General features: G+C 44.4%; 15 protein-coding genes. 6 read left to right on the top strand and 9 right to left on the bottom strand.

The features are described from left to right. The first annotated feature begins 88 nt into the window (after positions 1–88). The 3 genes from INR79_RS08955 (at position 89) to INR79_RS08945 (ending at position 3819) form a co-directional block, all read left to right on the top strand. Positions 89–1054 (top strand): phosphate/phosphite/phosphonate ABC transporter substrate-binding protein, encoded by a 966-nt coding sequence (locus tag INR79_RS08955; protein WP_223096914.1) that lies wholly within the window; start codon positions 89–91, stop codon positions 1052–1054. Further along, positions 1051–3192, top strand: coding sequence for an EAL domain-containing protein (locus INR79_RS08950; RefSeq protein WP_223096911.1), 2142 nt, complete (start codon positions 1051–1053; stop codon positions 3190–3192). Before INR79_RS08955 ends, INR79_RS08950 begins: the two co-directional genes overlap by 4 nt. A gap of 153 nt (positions 3193–3345) precedes the next feature. After that, positions 3346–3819 (top strand): DUF4198 domain-containing protein, encoded by a 474-nt coding sequence (locus tag INR79_RS08945; protein WP_223096909.1) that lies wholly within the window; start codon positions 3346–3348, stop codon positions 3817–3819. Between the two features lie 88 nt (positions 3820–3907). On the opposite strand, the gene INR79_RS08940 is transcribed toward INR79_RS08945, so the two are convergent. After that, complete coding sequence (locus INR79_RS08940) at positions 3908–5464, bottom strand: PAS domain-containing methyl-accepting chemotaxis protein (RefSeq protein ID WP_223096908.1); 1557 nt, start codon at positions 5462–5464, stop codon at positions 3908–3910. A 646-nt stretch (positions 5465–6110) separates the two neighbouring features. Here INR79_RS08940 and INR79_RS08935 point away from each other — a divergent pair. Together INR79_RS08935 and INR79_RS08930 are read left to right on the top strand one after the other, a co-directional pair. Further along, positions 6111–8081: an EAL domain-containing protein gene (locus INR79_RS08935; RefSeq protein WP_223096907.1), complete on the top strand. Its 1971-nt coding sequence runs from the start codon at positions 6111–6113 to the stop codon at positions 8079–8081. Positions 8082–8524: 443 nt separating this feature from the next. Continuing rightward, positions 8525–9406 carry an AEC family transporter gene (locus INR79_RS08930; RefSeq protein ID WP_004407768.1) on the top strand — a complete coding sequence of 294 codons (882 nt, stop codon included), beginning with the start codon at positions 8525–8527 and terminating at the stop codon, positions 9404–9406. 29 nt (positions 9407–9435) lie between these two features. Here INR79_RS08930 and rlmF read toward each other — a convergent pair whose 3' ends face one another. The 3 genes from rlmF to INR79_RS08915 all read right to left on the bottom strand — a co-directional run bounded on the left by rlmF (position 9436) and on the right by INR79_RS08915 (position 11664). Next, positions 9436–10437, bottom strand: a complete 1002-nt coding sequence (gene rlmF, locus INR79_RS08925) for a 23S rRNA (adenine(1618)-N(6))-methyltransferase RlmF (protein ID WP_223096906.1) — start codon at positions 10435–10437, stop codon at positions 9436–9438. Between the two features lie 15 nt (positions 10438–10452). Next, positions 10453–10947, bottom strand: coding sequence for a M48 family metallopeptidase (locus INR79_RS08920; RefSeq protein WP_004407760.1), 495 nt, complete (start codon positions 10945–10947; stop codon positions 10453–10455). A 102-nt stretch (positions 10948–11049) separates the two neighbouring features. Beyond that, positions 11050–11664 (bottom strand): glutathione S-transferase, encoded by a 615-nt coding sequence (locus INR79_RS08915; RefSeq protein WP_223096905.1) that lies wholly within the window; start codon positions 11662–11664, stop codon positions 11050–11052. A 126-nt stretch (positions 11665–11790) separates the two neighbouring features. Here INR79_RS08915 and INR79_RS08910 point away from each other — a divergent pair, with 126 nt between their 5' ends. After that, entirely contained in the window at positions 11791–12375 is a 585-nt protein-coding gene (locus tag INR79_RS08910; RefSeq protein WP_022550592.1) for a TetR/AcrR family transcriptional regulator, read from the top strand. A 2-nt stretch (positions 12376–12377) separates the two neighbouring features. Here the strand turns inward: INR79_RS08910 and INR79_RS08905 are convergent, their stop codons facing one another. From INR79_RS08905 to INR79_RS08885, 5 genes are read right to left on the bottom strand one after another with little or no spacing between them, the layout of a single operon-like run. Next, positions 12378–13499, bottom strand: a complete 1122-nt coding sequence (locus tag INR79_RS08905; protein ID WP_004407755.1) for a two-component system response regulator — start codon at positions 13497–13499, stop codon at positions 12378–12380. Next, entirely contained in the window at positions 13499–16690 is a 3192-nt protein-coding gene (locus INR79_RS08900; protein WP_223096904.1) for a response regulator, read from the bottom strand. The genes INR79_RS08905 and INR79_RS08900 overlap by 1 nt, the downstream gene beginning before the upstream one ends. Next, positions 16683–17270, bottom strand: coding sequence for a SpoIIE family protein phosphatase (locus INR79_RS08895; RefSeq protein ID WP_223096903.1), 588 nt, complete (start codon positions 17268–17270; stop codon positions 16683–16685). The genes INR79_RS08900 and INR79_RS08895 overlap by 8 nt, the downstream gene beginning before the upstream one ends. Continuing rightward, the gene (locus tag INR79_RS08890) at positions 17267–17692 is read right to left on the bottom strand and encodes an anti-sigma regulatory factor (protein WP_223096902.1); all 426 of its coding nucleotides are present in this window, start codon (positions 17690–17692) and stop codon (positions 17267–17269) included. Before INR79_RS08890 ends, INR79_RS08895 begins: the two co-directional genes overlap by 4 nt. Next, positions 17692–18060: an STAS domain-containing protein gene (locus tag INR79_RS08885; RefSeq protein ID WP_223096901.1), complete on the bottom strand. Its 369-nt coding sequence runs from the start codon at positions 18058–18060 to the stop codon at positions 17692–17694. Before INR79_RS08885 ends, INR79_RS08890 begins: the two co-directional genes overlap by 1 nt. Positions 18061–18062 lie beyond the last annotated feature (2 nt).

Genomic DNA, 18062 nt, shown 5'->3' with positions numbered 1-18062 from the left:
CAATTATCGTTTACACAAATGAAAGATCTCCCTATTCTCTCAGATTAGCCGAACTCACTTTTTGTTGTTTTTAGAGGTTCCACTTTTCATGAAAATCACAGCTTCGACATTGCTGTCTTCAGCAACCATTGCATGTCTGACGATTGCAAATCCCGTGTATGCTGAATTGAGCAACCAAGACTCTATCCAATTGAATGACAAACCTTTTGTTGTTGGTGCTGTGTCTCAAAAGGTGAAATCACGAATTAAATGGAGCTTACCACTAGCGAACTATCTTGCAGATTCACTCAAAGAATTTGGATACACGCACGGTGAAGTCGTGGTGGTTTCAACTCTGGAAGAAATGGAAGAAAAGCTAAGAAATCACAAGGTTCACTTGCTTCCTGCAACTGTGTATAGCGCCCTACTTTATGAAAAGAATGCTGATGCAAATATTCTTACAAGACGTTGGAAAAAAGGCAGAGCCACATACAGCTCTATAATTTTTTCTATAAAATCAGAAGATTCAAAATCTTTTTATGAGCTAAATGGAAAATCTATACTTTTTGAAAAGCCAAGTTCAAATAGCTCATTCTTTATACCTGCGGTTTCGTTACTTAGCCAAGGGTATGAACTTCAATATTTAGACAGCCACCGCCAAAAACCAGATTCGGACAAGGTGGGCTATATGTTTATTGATCAACAACTCAAACAGTCTAACGAAATTAACATCTCCTCCTGGGTCTATCAGGGAAGAGCAGATCTTGGTGCCTTCAGTGACAGTAATTGGAACGCCAATGAAGATATGCCAGCAAAGATTAAACAATCTGCGGAAGTTGTTTACGAATCGTCCCCATACCCTAGGGATCTGATGCTGTCTTCTCCTGAATTTTCTGATGAAATGAACAATGCAATCAGACACACACTGATGAACATGCATAATACTGCTGAAGGCAAGGCAACGTTGGTTAGATTCCAGAAAACCACAAAATTTGATGAACTCAATGAAGAAACAAGGAAAGTTTTGGATGAAGCGCGCCTGCAACTACCAAAAATTGAAGCCCTAACAAAATGAGCCGTATTTCTTCGATAAAACTGAGCACCCGCTACATTATCGCGACAGCGAGCATCATTGCTGCGCTGTCGCTCAGTCATTTTATCCTGCAAAAAAATCTCTATAACGAGCACACCGATAGCATTATCGAAGAACTGAACAAACACACCCACAACAGCTTAAGCCGACAGCTTCAACTTCGTGGCAAGTCGATTGCACTTTATCTGTCTGAACACCTGTTTGATCCGCTGTACAACTACAATCTTGAGGCGACCTATTTAGCGATTCAGCCTGCCCTTTCACAGCGAGAAGTGATGGTCGTTAATGTCATTAACAAAGATGGCAATGTGTTCCACGATGGTACTGAAGAAATGCTTTCATTTGGCGCGGTGCCGCCGAATCAGGACCTCATTAAGCAGTCGATGCGTAAAAACAAACCCTTTATCAAGCAGACTAGTTCCAAGCTGATATACATTCAGCCCATCTCCCAGTCTGGTATGTCAATGGGTGCGGTCTACATTGAGTTAAGTCTGGAAAAGCTCCTGAACGATATATCCGACAACCAAAAGATCATTGGTGAAGCTTACAAAGAGAACATTCGAAGCCTTTATCAGGGGCACTTCTGGATTACTTTTGCCAGCTTTGCATTTAGCCTCCTTCTCGCCACTCTTATGGCGCGCTCGCTTACTAAACCCATTCGCCGGCTGACCACACACATACAGGAAACGGGGCAAGGCAAGTTCAGAACTATGCGCGCTTTGCGTCGTTCAGATGAAATTGGTGAATTGGTTAACGCCTACAATGACATGGGAATGCGCATTGAAAAGCATACTGAAGATATACGCTTTATGGCGTACCACGATGCTCTCACAGGTTTACCAAACCGAACGTATTTTATTAGCCATGTAAATGAGCTAATTCAATCCGGTCAACATCAACAAATTGACGTTTTCTTTATCGATCTGGATGAGTTTAAACAGGTGAATGATCACTTTGGGCATGCCTCTGGCGATCACCTGCTCGAAATCGTCTCAACTCGATTATCACGTGAAGTGGGATACGGTTTCCCTGAAACTGAATCAAACATGGTAGCTCGCCTTGGTGGCGACGAATTTTTGATTTGCTGCGCGGGATTGTCTCCAAAACAACGTGAATATATGGCGGGCAATATTCTTTCTACCCTTCAGAAAGACATAGTGATTGAGAGCGACACCATTGTCGCCGGTGGCAGTATCGGGCTTGCTTCATACCCAAGCCACGGTCAGGATGCCGAAACCCTAATCAAAAATGCAGACATCGCGATGTACCACGCCAAAGAACGTGGGAAAAACACCTACAGTTTGTTCACCAACGTGATGAACCAAAAGATAGAGCGACGCATCGATATTGAACAGGAACTGCGCAAAGCATTGAACCAGCCGGAGCAATTCGAACTTTGGTACCAGCCTAAGATTGATATGCAATCTGGAAAGCTTTTGGGAGCAGAGGCTTTGGTCAGATGGCGACACCCTACTCGTGGGATCATCATGCCAGACGATTTTATCCCTATCGCAGAAAATACCGATATGATTCTGCCTCTGGGACAACATTTGATCGATCGCGCCTGTCAGCAGCTCGTTACCTGGGAGTCTACGCTTCCAAAAGACTTTTACGTAACTATTAACCTTTCTGCAAAACAACTCTACAGGCAGGACATAGGTGGCATTCTGGCAAAAAGCATGTTGAAGGCGGGTTGTCGTCCAAGGCAGTTACAACTGGAAGTCACAGAAAGCCAGCTGATTCAGGACATCGATACCGCACGCGACATCATTCGAAATTTACGCGAACACGGTATACAGGTACTGCTAGATGACTTTGGTACCGGTTACGCATCGCTTAGCTATTTGCAAAAACTTCAATTTGATGGGGTGAAAATAGATCGATCATTCGTTTCCAATACGGATACCAACGCCAACGATCGCTCTCTGGTAGAAGCCATTGTGTCTATGGCGAACAGCTTGGGCATGAAGACAGTAGCGGAAGGAATTGAAACTAAAGAGCAGGCTGAGTACATCCGTGGTATCGGATGTGATATCGGTCAGGGTTTCTTCTATTCAAAAGCACTACCTGCTGATCAGTTCACCTCAAAGTGGATTTCTCAACCAGAAGCAACAAATTAAGCTGATACAAATCGTAAAAAATATCGTAACAACAGCACCTACATCGTTTTTGATATTTTTCACAATGCATTTTGAACGGTAACTTATTGAAACTGGCTACCGTTTGTTAAGGTCAACAGGCCCTAGTGATATATGTTCAAAAAGTGCTTTTTAGTGTTGTCTGCAAGTTACCCTATTAGCGGTATAGCCGACATTGTTTCTTTGTCTCCAAATCCAAATAAGGTTGCTCCGGCAGTTTCCGGGCAACTATTTGAAAATCAGCAGCCTGTGCCGGGGGCAACGGTCGTTCGTACCATCACCACCAACCGAACCATTGTGGAGATTGTGAAAACCGATAAGAACGGCTATTTCAAATTCACTCCGTTTCACTACGACTTTCCTATCCACACAAAGTCATCCGACACTATTCGTTCAATGATAAACATCACCGCTGAATACGGAAAAAACTCAAAAGCGATATGGTCTTCTGAGCATGCAGGAAGTCATTACCTGCCCTTTATGCCGCCAGCAATGAAAGACTTAAGCTGTGATATGAGTGAAACTGTTAGCCTTTACGAATTCTCATCGGGCTACCAGCAAATTCTTCCAACACGGGTAACCAGTGTCTGTCAGCTTTCAATAGAGTAAGGCTGTCACTCCCCTTTACTACTCAACAAAAAGCCCCGCTAAAAAGCGGAGCTTGGTTTTTGTGAACGAAAAGTAAGGTCTGCCGACCCTAGATACGTCTGAACTGGCTTACCAACTTACCTTGCGAATCAAGGTTAGCTACCAAGCCTTCACATTCATCTCGCGTATCGCTCGCTAGAATATTCGTCGCGGAGCAAACCTCACTGATGGATTGAACGCTTGAGTTCATATCCTCTGTTACCCTTGCCATCTCTTCTACTGCTGTTGCAATCTGGCTATTTCTATCTGAAATGTCTGAGACTTGACCCATCAGCACGTCCAGCTTGTTACCGGAAATTTCTGCGCTATCTACACATTGTTTAGACAGGCTGTTGCCTTCTTGCATTGCGTTAACAGCACTTTGCGTACTGGACTGAATCTGGGTAATCACCGACTGAATCTCTTCTGTCGATTCATGGCTTCGCTGTGCAAGTGTACGAACTTCATCTGCAACGACTGCGAACCCACGTCCTTGTTCACCAGCACGTGCCGCTTCAATTGCCGCATTCAGCGCCAGCAGGTTGGTTTGTTCAGCGATTCCCTGAATCACGGTCAGCACATCGCCAATGGTTTTACCATGAGCTTCAAGTTCGGAGAACAAACCAGACGCTTCATCCAACTGAGCAGACAGCTTCGAAATTGCGTCCTTCGTTTGGCTAACCGCGCCAAGCCCTTCCGTTGCAGCCGTATTTGCGTTAGCTGTTGCCTCTGATGCGCTCTGCGCGTTTTCTGCAATTTCGTTTGCCGTTGCGTGCATCTGGTTAACAGCAGCAGCGACTTGTTCAGTTTCTGCAGTTTGCCCTTCGAGGTTAGATGCAGTGGTTTCACAGTTATTGGAAGAGGACTGCGCCGCTTCACCAATCTGATCGTTCGAATCCTGTATGCGCCCTACTACGGCATTGAGCTCTGACTGCCTCATCTTAAGAGCCAGCTTAATTTCCGAAATGTCATCAATATGATCGTTGTAAACCAACTCCATCAGTGGGTTGTCGAAGACTTTGCGAGATTCCTCAGATAACGCTTCCAACCTTCTGGTTAGGGAATACACCGACGCAATTGCAAGAAGAAGCAAAGCCCAGACGCCAACGCCTGGAACAAAAGTGTTAGCAATTGCAGAAAGGATGGTCGCGGGAACAAAGTACATGGTGGCTCTTTGCCACAATCGTGTTCTTGGAAGCTTTAGCTTAAATGGCGTTTTACCAGCACGAATTTGTGCGTATATTTTTTCTGCGTTATCAACATGATTACGTGCTGGGCACAGTCTTACAGACTGGTATTCAACGGTTTTTCCGTTTTCCTTGATTGGTGATGCAAAGGCATCTACCCAATAATGGTCACCATTAGCACAGCGGTTTTTAACCAGCCCCATCCAGGACTTACCTTGTTTGAGGTGTTCCCACATGTCTTTGAAAGCTTCGGGCGGCATGTCCGGGTGCCTGACCATGTTGTGCGGCTGACCAACCATCTCGTCCAGCTTATATCCAGCGACTTCGCAGAATTCTTTACTGGCATAAGTGATGTGACTGCTTGTTGAAGTTACTGACAGCAAATTATAGCTGGGTGGATACATGACTTCTTTTTGTGTAACCGGTTGATTTACGCGCATAATAACCTCAGTTGTGAATCATATTTCTATTTCGATTTTTTTGGGGTAACACTTTGTTTAGCAAAATCTAATGTCATTTATATGAATAGCTCTCATATTTCTATAGACGCAAAATTAGTGAAACTCAAACCAACGAATGAGACTTTTTGAATATTGATACTAAGTCGATTAAAAAGACGCATATTGACCACAAAAACACTGGGTTATTAAAACTCGACTGCTTTAATTACATTAGAAATCCATTGAAAACGAAGCTACCTTCTTAATAGAGCGATATTTACTATTTAGCTCAAAAAGTTATCTAGTAGATTTTTCGTCTCGAGGTCGGTAATAAACTTTATAAATACCGCACTCTTTCCTGTGAAATCAGATGCTTACATAAGCTTACAAATACATGTGCTACAAATCGAAAATATAGAAATGCACAGAAAAAGAATGATCTGCCGTGATTGGTTTGATCTCTACAATTAACTACTAACTTTGGCGGATTCTAAAAATTATTTGCTTATCCTGCGACGCAACACAGGCATAGATTTTATATTGCGACAAATAATCAAATTAGTGCATATGGATCGGGCATAGCATTCAAGTCAATAATGGTGAAATCGATTACTCCAGTAAGAATCCAAAGAAACAGGCGTAGTACATGCGAGAATATGAAGACTTTGAATTACTTCATAACCCGATATGGATATTTGATCTCGACAGCAAGCAAATAGTCTGGGCGAATTCCCCGGCGCTGGTCTTGTGGGAAAGCGACTCTCTCGACGAGTTAAAGAAACGAAACCTCCGCTCTTCAATGTCGATGGCCGTCGAAGCCACACTGGAACAATATCGAAAGAAGTTCAACAACAACGAAAAAGTGCGTACCTGGTGGAGTTTTACGCCGAAACGCAAACTCAAATGCGCGCTTTGCGTGTTTTCAGGAATCGAAATAGCCCCAGGTAAAACTGCCATGCTGGTTGAAGTTGTGGCGGAACGAAACAGTCTTAAACGTGATCTCGCATTTTCTGGAGGCGGTAGCCTCTCACTTCTTTTTGATCACAAAGGCAACCTTGTCAGCGCCAATGAAGCATTTCGACTCACGTTTGCAACCAGCTTTTACACCTTGGGTGATTTACTTTCTTCAAAAATCCGAGCTTTTGAATGGCTAGAGTCCGCACCTATGAAGCAGGAAATTAAAGAAGAAATTAGCTATGACATGGATGGAAAACCCCATCACTTCGATGTGACCGCACAATGGTTGTTTGACAAGAACCAGTTGCTACTTACTCTGGTCGATATAACGGAAAAGAAACAGCGATTAGAAGAAGCCAGTTTCAATGCCTGTCACGATTACCTCACCGGATTGTACAATCGTCGTGGCATGTTAGATGTTATATCAGAACACACCATTCAGCAGATTCCCTTCACACTCGCCTTTCTCGACCTCGATGGGTTCAAATTGATAAACGATACCTACGGTCATGAGGTAGGTGACGAACTCCTAAAAGCCGTGACTCAGCGTTTGAAGCAGTGTGTGCCTGATGGGTGCATATTAGGCAGATTTGGAGGCGATGAGTTTGTACTCCTGTTTCCGCAAAAAGGTCTTGATCAGGTCTCTTCTACACTGGGGCAGATCATTCACCTAGTTGCCAATCACTATCCTATTAATCGGATTGGCGACCTTTCCATTACTGCCAGTATGGGGGCCAGCCATTATCCAACCAACAGCCAGGATGTTGAAACACTTATAAAGCAATCTGGAATGGCAATGCATCAGGCTAAAAATGAAGGTCGCAATCGCTTTGAATTGTTCTCTCCTACCCTTTCCAGCACTCTCAACCGAAAAGTATTGGTCAGACAACGACTTTCTCACGCGATAGAAAGAAAAGCGTTTACATTGGTTTTCCAACCCATTTTGGAAACTCAGTCAGATACCATGGTTGGTGTTGAAGCACTTCTGCGCTGGGAAGATGAAAAGCTCGGTAACGTACCACCAGAAGAGTTTATTCCACTCGCAGAAGAAACCGGGCAGATCATCGAAATTGGCAATTGGGTTTTGAATGAAGCATGCAAAACGTTAGCAGAGTGGAAACACGTTCTCCCGAAAAATTTCACCATGAGCGTGAATATCTCTCAAATTCAGGTCAACAATTCACTCAGCAAGCAGCTGGAAACCATGCTCAATTACTATCAGATTCCATCAACACGTCTGGCTCTTGAACTGACGGAATCTGCCATGGTTTTGAAGCATGAGGAATGCGGTAAGTGGCTAAATGACATCGTGGATCTGGGGGTTAGGATTTATCTCGACGATTTCGGCACTGGCTACTCTTCTCTTTCGGTGTTGGATGCACTTCCGATTTCAACCATCAAACTGGACAAAAGCTTTGTCCATAAGTGTCATAAAGGAAGTGAAACCATCATTAAAGCAACAGTCTCCCTTTGCAACGCTCTGGGTATGACGCTCATTGCGGAAGGTATAGAGACAGAGGAGCAACTTTCAATGATTGAATCTCATGGTTGTCGTTATGTACAAGGCTTTCTTCGCAGTTATCCGCTACCGAAACACACTTTGGAAAGTCGATATTTGAATGCTGGCAATGATGAACTCATCGAAGTTTGTTCGGAATGATCAGTTTTTAACTATAAATTAAGGGATTACTAATGTAATCCCTTTTTATTTCTTTTGACTCCCAGTTTTCAATCAGTTACTCGTTTTGTGGCACAAACAGTGAGCTCAGAACGAATACAAATCCTTATTATTTCTTGTTCGCATTAGACCTTTGTCTAATAAAACACTCAATACGATATTGATGTAGATCAATAAGACCCACACAGTCGATAAGGTATTGTTAACCCCGTTACAGCAATGTGAAATATATGAACAAATCATGCCGCTCGTAACGGTTTTCCCTACTTTTACTAAACACCCATCGGTGTTTATTTTGTAAGCTCAGGACACTGCGGGCGCCTGAGCTTTCTTTTTTTAACCCATCAGTTCTTATTTTCAGTGACCTTATTCAAGATCGCTGCTAACTTGTTCACCTCTTAACACCAATTTTCCCAAGGATGCGAATGTTCGAGCAGGTCGTTAACATTATTTTTCCGGTTATCGCTCTGGTTTTTGTTGGCTTTATCGTTGCCAAATTCATTAAACCCGACTTTAAACCCATTAACCGAATAAATATGGATGTGTTTACACCCTCGTTAGTATTTTCATCCTTGGCAACCATGTCGTTAGATGCGCAGCAACTGCCATTGATTGGTGCTGCCCTGATTGCCATTCTGGTCCCGGGAATCCTGATGATTCCTGTCTGTAAAGTTCTGAATCTGAACTACAAAGCCTGGGCACCACCCCACATGTTTCGCAACAGTGGTAATCTGGCTATCCCGTTATTTACCTATACGTTTGGCGATACGGCACTAGCACCAGCGGTACTGCTATTTGTTATGTCAGCCAGCACCCATATTAGTGTTGGGCTGGCATTGCTGAGTGATGGGAACCCGTTCAAACAAATTATTAAAATGCCTGTATTCATCGCGGCTTCGTTGGCACTGGCATTCAACCTGTCGGGAATTGAGTTGTGGCGACCTGTCTACAACGCCACTTCGTTGCTCGGCCAAGCAGCCGTTCCTGTAATGCTTCTATCGCTTGGTTCTCAAATGTGTCATATGAAATTGGCGGGATTGAAAGCGGGTGTGATGTGTTCACTACAATCACTAGCGACCGGGCTCGTCGCCTTCCTGATAATTTATCACTTTGTTCCGCTTCCACCGATGCAAATGCAGATGATGGTGTTATTTACCATGCTGCCACCAGCCGTAATGAACTATCTGTTTGCCGAGCGATTCAATGTCGAGCCAAGAAATGTTGCGTCTATGGTTCTGTTCGCGAATTTCTTCAGCATCTTCACTCTTCCGATCCTACTGATGACTGCACTTTCGATGGGAACGTAATTATACCCAAGTAAACTCAGTCATGTGAGCTATTTGGATACAAACCAGTTTGCCTGTTCGTGTTCATCCAGAAACGTCCAGGCAACAAACCGAGTGATCTTCTGACCGTGCGTCATTTCCACGATGTGCACTTCATGAGCCTCTAATTTTTCCAGCGCTTTTCGTAATGGTCGAACGTTGTCTTTCTTAGAAACCAAAGTCGTGAACCACAGGCACTGTTTAGCAAAGTGCTTACTTTCAAAAGCCATGTTACGGATAAATTTTTCTTCTCCACCCGGACACCATAGTTCTGCTTTTTGTCCACCAAAGTTGAGTTTCGATGCCGTGCACTTTAGCTCACTCCCTTTCTTTGCTCGGTTCTGTGAAAGGTTTTTCAGCTTTCTCTCCGTGCCTTTCGCGGCTTCCTGAAGTGACTTATGAAACGGAGGATTACACATAGTGAAATCTACCCTTTCATCCGGTTTTAGAATGTTTCTGAAATAGCACTTTGGATCGCTTTGCAGTTCCACCAAGAGATTACGTTTTAACGATGGATTGCTGTCGGCAATCTTATTCACGTTCGCTACGGATTTTGAGTCGATATCAGTCGCTCTCATCACCCAGTTGTACTGGCTTATTCCAACTATTGGGTAGACGCCATTTGCTCCGGTACCTATATCCAGCCCCGTCACTTCATATTCTTTTGGCACATTGATTAGAAGATCAGAAATATGATGAATGTAATCAGCCCTTCCCGGTAGTGGAGGACAAAGGAAGCCTTTGGGAATATCCCATTTTGTGACACTGTAATGCTTGGCTAACAAAGCTCGATTCAGAGCAATCACAGCCTGTTCATCAGAAAAGTTTATCGATTCGTCACCCTTAACCGTTTTAATTACGAACTTCTGCAGCTCTGGAGATGCTTTACACAAAGACGGGAAGTGATACTTGCCCTTATGAGGGTTTCTTTTATGTAACGCTCCGAAGCGTTTCTTGGTTACTTTTGTTTTAGCCGTCTTGTCAGAGGCTTTGGACTGGCTTTTTGAAGGCACGAAGCGATTTTCCTGTTAAGAAAGTTCTTGATAAGTAAGGTACAAGCGAGCGTCCAGTTCTAGTTGGTGATAGTCTGGCTCCATATGACAACAGAGTTGATAGAACGCTTTGTTGTGCTCCTTTTCTTTTAAATGTGCAAGCTCATGAACGACTAGCATCCTCAAAAGCGGCTCGGGTGCATTTCGAAATAAAGTCGCTATGCGAATTTCGTTCTTGGATTTGATCTTGCCACCATGAACCTTTGATACGTAGGTATGAAGCCCAAGAGCATGATTGACCGTGTGGATCTTCTTGCAATACACCACTTTGCTTAAAGGCGCTGACTTCTTAAGATATCGATTCTTGAATTGCATGGTGTATTCAAAAAGCGCTTTGTCAGAAGTGATGTTGTGGTTATTTGGATAGCGTTTTTGTAGCCAGGGTCCGAGATTACCCTGATTTATGAGCTGCTGAATCTGATCGAGAATGTGTTCAGGGTATCCCTGAAGGTACTGGAGCTGAGTGTTCATTGTCTCTTCCCGGCTGGAACGTCAGGCATTCTACACCTAAAAAGAGCATTTAAAAAAGCCCCTTTATCAAGAGGCTCACAGTGTACGAATTAAGAATACTCGTTATTGCTGGAATGATTCGCGTGCAGAAACGTTATCAAACCACTTCTTAATTGCTGGGTAAGATTCAAATACTTCAATCTCTAATCCATTCGCCGCAAAGCCAACAAAGATAGCACCAGTGATGTCTACAATTGTAAAGTGGTCTGCCGCAACATACTCAGATTCCGCCAAACGTTTTTCAAGTTTTGGTAAAAAACTCTCTACACGTTTCTTAGACTCCACACCCCAGGCTTCAACACACGTCTCGCGATCGCTGTAGATGCCTGTCAGGTTTCGAAACGCCTGAAAACCGGCATACAGACCTTCAAACTCCATGACACGATGCCACATTTCTACGTTAGCCTGCTCAAGTGCATCTTTACCAAATAGAGCTTTGTTGTTTTCTGTAACAGCATCCAAATAACGACAAATTGCCACACTCTCCGAGATCACTTCGCCGCCATCCAGTTCAAGTAGAGGCACCTTACCGTTTAACGACTTAGCCAGATATTCAGGTGTCAGGTTATCGCCTGCTCTTACATTGAGCTGTTCTTTTTCCATCTCAATTCCCAGCTCTTTCATAAAGATAGTTACGCGACGCGAGCTAGGAGTCATTGCTGTTTCGTAGAGTTTCATTTTGTTTTGTTCCTTTATCTGAACGTTCGTTTAGATTTACTTTAAAAGAAACCTAAACGATCGGTCAAGTATTAAATTTTTCTTTCAAAGCTGATATACTCCGTCGAGCAAGAAGTGAGAGAAACTATGCCTAGAAAAAGTAACTTTGATAAACAAGAAAAACTCATTGAAGCCATGACCCTGTTTTGGGAAAAGGGCTATGCCAATACATCGGTAGCGGATCTGGTCGATACCCTAGGTATCAACCGTTTTAGCCTTTACAACACCTATGGCGACAAACAGGCACTTTACTATTCCGCTCTGGATTTCTACCTGGACAACATTTCGTTCCCTTCAATGAAATCACTTCTTGAAGAAGATGCTGACCTAATAACTATAGAAGAATTCCTAACCCGCTTTGCCAGTATTCAAAAAGATCAGAAAAGCGGCTGTTTTTTGCAGAATGCGCTCATTGAGCATGGCGGAACCGACGATATGGTGAAAAATCGTGGAGAAGGTGTGTTTGACTTGCTTCTGAGTAACTTTGAAAAAGCGTTGATTAACGCGCAGTCAAAAGGACAAATTGACAATAAAAGTGATGCAAAAGCCTTGGCGTCGCTACTCCTGACTCAGGTTCAGGGTGTCAGGGTACTGGGGAAAGCCAAAGCGTATGACCAGTTAGAAATGGCAGTGAAATCCCTATTTCTGCTGCTCAAAGCCTATAAAATTTAACGTCAGTTTTGTTTCTCTGACCTTTCTTCTGGCTCATCGGCAAACCGGTGAGCTATTTCATCGAACGTCTGCTCTACCCGTCTGAAAGCTTCTACTACATCCGGATCAAAATGGGAGCCGGATGAAGATTCTATGATCTCGACGGCTTTGCTGTGAGGAAATGGCGGCTTATAACACCTTGAAGAAATAAGCGCATCGTACACGTCTGCAACAGCCATCAACCTTGCGCTTAATGGTATATCTTCACCAACCAGATGGTCTGGATAACCTGAGCCATCCCATTTTTCCTGGTGGTAATAAGCAATGTCTTTAGCATGCTGTAAAAATGCGCAGGTCACTCCCAAGGTTTTTTCAACCGCATCTATAGTGTCGCCACCAAGCTTGGAGTGCCCTTTCATGATATCGAATTCTTCGTCGGTCAATTTACCGGGTTTGAGGAGAATATTGTCTGGAATGCCGACCTTTCCTATATCGTGCAGAGGCGCAGATTTATACAAGGCTTCGATGGTTTCAGAGTCCAGTTTACTGGCATATTTAGGGGATTCAGCCATGGTTTCGGCAAGAATCTTCACATATTTTTGCGTGCGTCGTATGTGGTTTCCTGTGTCGTTATCCCGAGTTTCCGCTAACGATGCCATCGCCAGTATCGTCGCATCCTGAAGCAATTCCAGCTCCTCGGTTCTTTCCTTAACTCGCTGCTCCAAAACATCGTTGTGCTCTTTCAGGCTTTCCATCGCGAACTTGAGCTTGAGGTGAGTCTGCACGCGAGCAAGCAGAATCGGCGGGCTAATGGGTTTCAGGATGTAATCCACTGCCCCTACATCAAACCCTTTCTGCTCATCTTCAATCTGCGATTTTGCGGTTAGAAAGATGACGGGAATCGATTCCGTTTTTGGGTTCTTTTTAAGCTTGTAACAGACTTCGTACCCGTCCATTACAGGCATCATGATGTCAAGTAACACCATGTCCGGGTTGAATCGTTCGCATAACTCCAGAGCTTGCATACCACTGACAGCCGCAAGCACTCGATAGTCGTCTTTAAGCAAACCGGTAATCAGAGTCCGGTTTTCAGCTGTATCATCGACAATCAGAATTGTCTTTTTGTCACCCTGCTTAAACAACATTAGGCTCCTTGCACTTTACCCATGTCCAAAGGGTATAAATTCACCAAGCTCCTGAGAATGGAAGCTGCTTGGTCAAAATCACAGTCGTGGATCAGCTGGCAGCAGCGTTCAAATTCCTCGCCACCTAATACCGCCTCAAAATCGTGGTGATGTTCTTCCAGAAAGTCGATGGCACTTGCATCAAAGTTTTGCAGCAGTTCATCAAGCTTGTGTGCCCTTCCTAGAATATTGGCATCTACTTCTTGTTTTTTGGTCGGCAGTTCGTGCCCAATAACGCTCGACAGCTCAGGGAAAAGATCTTGAATGTAGATGTCGATGTCATTGAGTAAAACGCTCATTTCATCTGGCTTTTCACTTTCTATCAGCACTTCCAATCGGGAAGCCATGTCTGACAGCCTCATTAATCCCATATTCGAACCAGAACCTTTAAGAGTATGGGCAGCCATTGATGCACTTGCGCTATCCCCTTTCTCTATCATGATCTCGACGCGCTTGCGGAAATCGAACTCTTTATTGATCAACTGACCAAGAAGTTTCTTAAACAAGGCTTCATTGCTTCCAACGCGTAGCAATGCATTTTTATAGTCGATAGCATCCATGTCGTATAAGGTGCGATTTTCACGTTTTACCTCATTAACGATCGGTGCTGGTTCAACCGTTTGAACCTCTTGTTCTTCTTTAGGTTCAGTTACAGCTTCTGGTGGGGGGCTCGGTAACTCTTTTATTTTATTACCAACCCACTTGCGAATAAGTTGGTACAGAGTCTCCGGGTCAATAGGTTTAGATATATGGTCATTCATGCCTAAATTGAGGCATCGTTCACGTTCCTCAACCATGGCATGAGCCGTCATGGCGATCAGTGGAATGTCTTCATAACGACAGTTCGAACGAATTCTCTTACTCGCTTCGTATCCGTCCATGACCGGCATCTGTAAGTCCATAAACATAATGTCGAATGGTACTTCGCCTTCCCCGGACTCCGACAGATGCTCCAACGCTTCTTTCCCGTTGTTTGCAATCGTGACTTCCATTCCTTTGCCCGACATGAGTTCGAACGCAATCTGCTGATTGATTTCGTTATCTTCCGTTAACAGAACTCGCAAACCTTTAAACTCATCGTTATCTTCAGAGCGGACTTCCTCTGCTATTTCAAGCGCTCTGTCCACATCCGTAAATAACTCAATCAGGCAGTCGTACAATGAAGACTGGCTCACAGGCTTAGTCAGATAATTTGCTATTTCAATGTCGTTAGATGCTTTCTTTACTTCGTCTTTGTCATAGGCCGTCACCATAACCACTTTAGGCAGGCTCTCGTTGCCAATGCTGTCACGCATCATAGATACGGTTTCAATGCCATTGAGTTCCGGCATATTCCAGTCCATCAGCACCAGTGAATACGGGTTTTCGTCCTTGATGTGTTGCTCAACCATATCGAACGCTTCTTTACCGTTGTGTGCCACCTCTGGCTGAATCGGCAATGTTTCGAGCATTTCAGACATGATCTCTACCGCATGTCGGTTGTCATCTACAATAAGCACTTTTAGCTCATCCAGCATATCCGGGCGTAAAGCCGTTAAGCGGTCTTTGCTGCTTGCAATTTGATCTGCCAGATCAAACCACACATTGAAAACAAACCGGCTTCCTTCATCAGGTTCGCTGTCTACCCGAATGGTTCCGCCCATTAGCTCTACCAGTCGGCGACATATGGAAAGCCCAAGCCCAGTTCCGCCATATTTTCGTGTGGTACTTCCATCCGCTTGAGTGAATGCGGTGAACAGTCGACTGGATTGCTCTCTGGTCATCCCTATGCCCGTGTCAGCAACGGTGAACTCCAGTTCTATGCGGTCGCCAATCTGCTCAAGCAAGTCTACGGATACTGTGATTTCCCCCTGCTCTGTAAACTTAACCGAGTTGTTCACCAGATTTATGATCACCTGACCAATACGCAGTGGGTCACCAATTAGTTGCTGAGGAATCGTTCGTGGGATGTGGAACAGAAGCTCAAGATTTTTTTCAAACGCTTTTTGCCCGGTTACGGTCGACACATTTCGGAAAACGTCATCTAAGGTAAACTCGATGCTCTCCATTTCGAGCTTGCCTGCTTCGATCTTCGAAAAATCGAGAATGTCATTAATGATGCCAAGTAACAACGTGCCCGAACTGTGAATTTTCGAAACGTAGTCTCTCTGCTTTGGCGACATGTCGGTTTTAAGGGCAAGATGTGCCATACCAATAATCGCGTTCATTGGTGTACGAATTTCATGGCTCATATTGGCAAGGAACATGGATTTTACTTCGACCGCTTCTTCGGCTTTCGCCATCGCCGCATTTAGCTCCCGCTCCGAGAGTTTTCGCTCGGTAATATCACGAATAAATAATGTCGCCTGACATATGTCGCCAAGCTGAAAAATGGTCATGCCTATTTCAGCGGGAACCAAGCGCCCAAATTTGTCTTTGGTTTCAACTTCAAAAAACTGCCCCGCAAGACTTTGCTGTACCTGTAAGTCAAGCTTGGCACCAAGAACATCGTCCAGACGACTTTCGCCTTCCATGTTCAGTAGTTGCTTAATAGGCTGATCCAACGCTTCATCGGCGGTGTAGCCATAAAGCTCCTCGGCGTTCTTATTCCAACTGATGATTTGGCAATCTTTGTTAAGCAGGATCACACCTATTGGTGCACTGTCGACAATGGTTCGGGAGAGTTCTTCTGACTTTTGCAGATCCAGTGTTTGCGATTCGATCTCTTTCTCTAAACCCTCCTGATGGTGAGCAAGGGCGGCATTTTTAGCCTGTAAATCAACCATCAGTTCTTCGACGGTTTTTACTGAAAGCTCGCGTTCCAACAAATCCAGTTCAAATAAATCAAATGGGGTTTTGGCTTTAAGTTCGATTTCAATGAGAGAGTCAGAATGCTTAAATGGAATTCGGGCAGATGAAATGAGATTAAAATCGATTTCCTGTTCAATGGTGTCACTGACAAACCGAATCGAAGCTTCATTCGCCAGAATTTTGAATGTGACGGGCGCGTAGTTCTCGTTCACCACTCTAAGAAGCTGTGAGAACTTAAAGCCCCACATATCGACTTCGACGGGAGTATAGCCACTGCTTTTTAATATGCTAGTGATTTTTTTGCGCGCCAGAAGCAAACTGGCGTCGCTACCGTCTATTGTCAGTAATCCAATTTCATTCATCGCTGCACCTAACTACTATTACCGTTGCATCGTCATGCCGTTTGCTGAAACGTTCCATGATGATGCCAGAGGCGCTATCGGCAGTTTCGTACTTCAACGTCGGGCACTCGGACAAATCAAAATGTTCCTTGATTCCGTCTGTGGTGAGTACGAACATATCTCCATCAACGTAACGGTCGGAAAATGGATTCAGCGTTGGGATTCTTTCGCCCACGATACCCGGCTGGGAGCCAAGACTCATCGTTGATTTAGAGAAAACCCTGACGCTATTGTTTCCGACACCTACACACTCAAAGGTTTTTGTTGCCCGGTTAAGGGTAAACAGTGTGATTGCCGCGCCAATACTGCCTTTAAATTCTTCATTTAACTTGTTCAGAAGCCATTTCAGGTCAAACGAACTCTCGTTTTGAATCGACTCTTCAATCTTGCGAGACAAGCTCGCTGCATGCTGACCATGCCCTAGCGAGTCGATTACCGCGACAAACAATCCTTCATCACTTTCGAGAATGACCGAGCCATCACCACACACGACTTCGCCATAGAAAGGTCGGCTTCTGACGCTATAACTAAAAGGACTCATTGCACCCATTTACTCGCCACCACCTGTGTCCCGTTACTGGAAGACTCAATGTGAAATTCGTCCATCATTCTTTTTACACCGGGCAAACCCAGACCAAGCGTTCCAGACGTACTTTCACTGTCTTTGAGTGCGCGTTCGATGTCCTCAATACCTTGACCTTTGTCGACTGCGCGAATCTCTAGCCCTTTTTTGGTCGAGCTGTTCATAACATGCAGGAAGATGTCCCCATGGTTTGCATATTTCACGATGTTCATGGCAAGCTCTGAAACGCTGGTAGAGATTTCGTTGACTTCAACGTCGTTGAAACCAACCTCTTTCGCCATTACGTAGGAAGCCATCACGACCGTCATGACTTCAGACTCGGATGACACATGGTAGACTTCTTCCCGATAGTCCTGAGATTGCTCTAGAAATGCTCCCATTAAGCTCCTCCTGTCCGGCGCTGGTTAATGAGCTCGATACCCTGTTCAAGACTCGTCACCGTTTGAAGACCATCGGTATTCACGTTTAGCTCAACCAAAGCGCATACCAACCCGGGTCTAAGCCCGACCAGAACGCATGTTGTTCCCATTATTCCCACCGAATCGATGATCTTTCTCAAATGCTCGAAATTGGTTCTGTCTAATGTTCCGACGCCCGAAAGATCGAGTAACACGCCATCAACCGAACGTTTATGGATCTGTTCCAATAACTGCTGCTGAAATCCCAGCAGTACGTTATTGGTCAAATCCACCTGAATTGAGGCAATGAGTGTTGAATCCAGACTATTGATGGTAATGGCTGATTCCATGT

Source organism: Vibrio sp. SCSIO 43132, assembly GCF_019904195.1.
Taxonomy (GTDB): domain Bacteria; phylum Pseudomonadota; class Gammaproteobacteria; order Enterobacterales; family Vibrionaceae; genus Vibrio; species Vibrio nigripulchritudo.
Note: the sequence above shows the minus strand (reverse complement) of the source record. Positions and strands in the feature narration are given on the sequence as shown.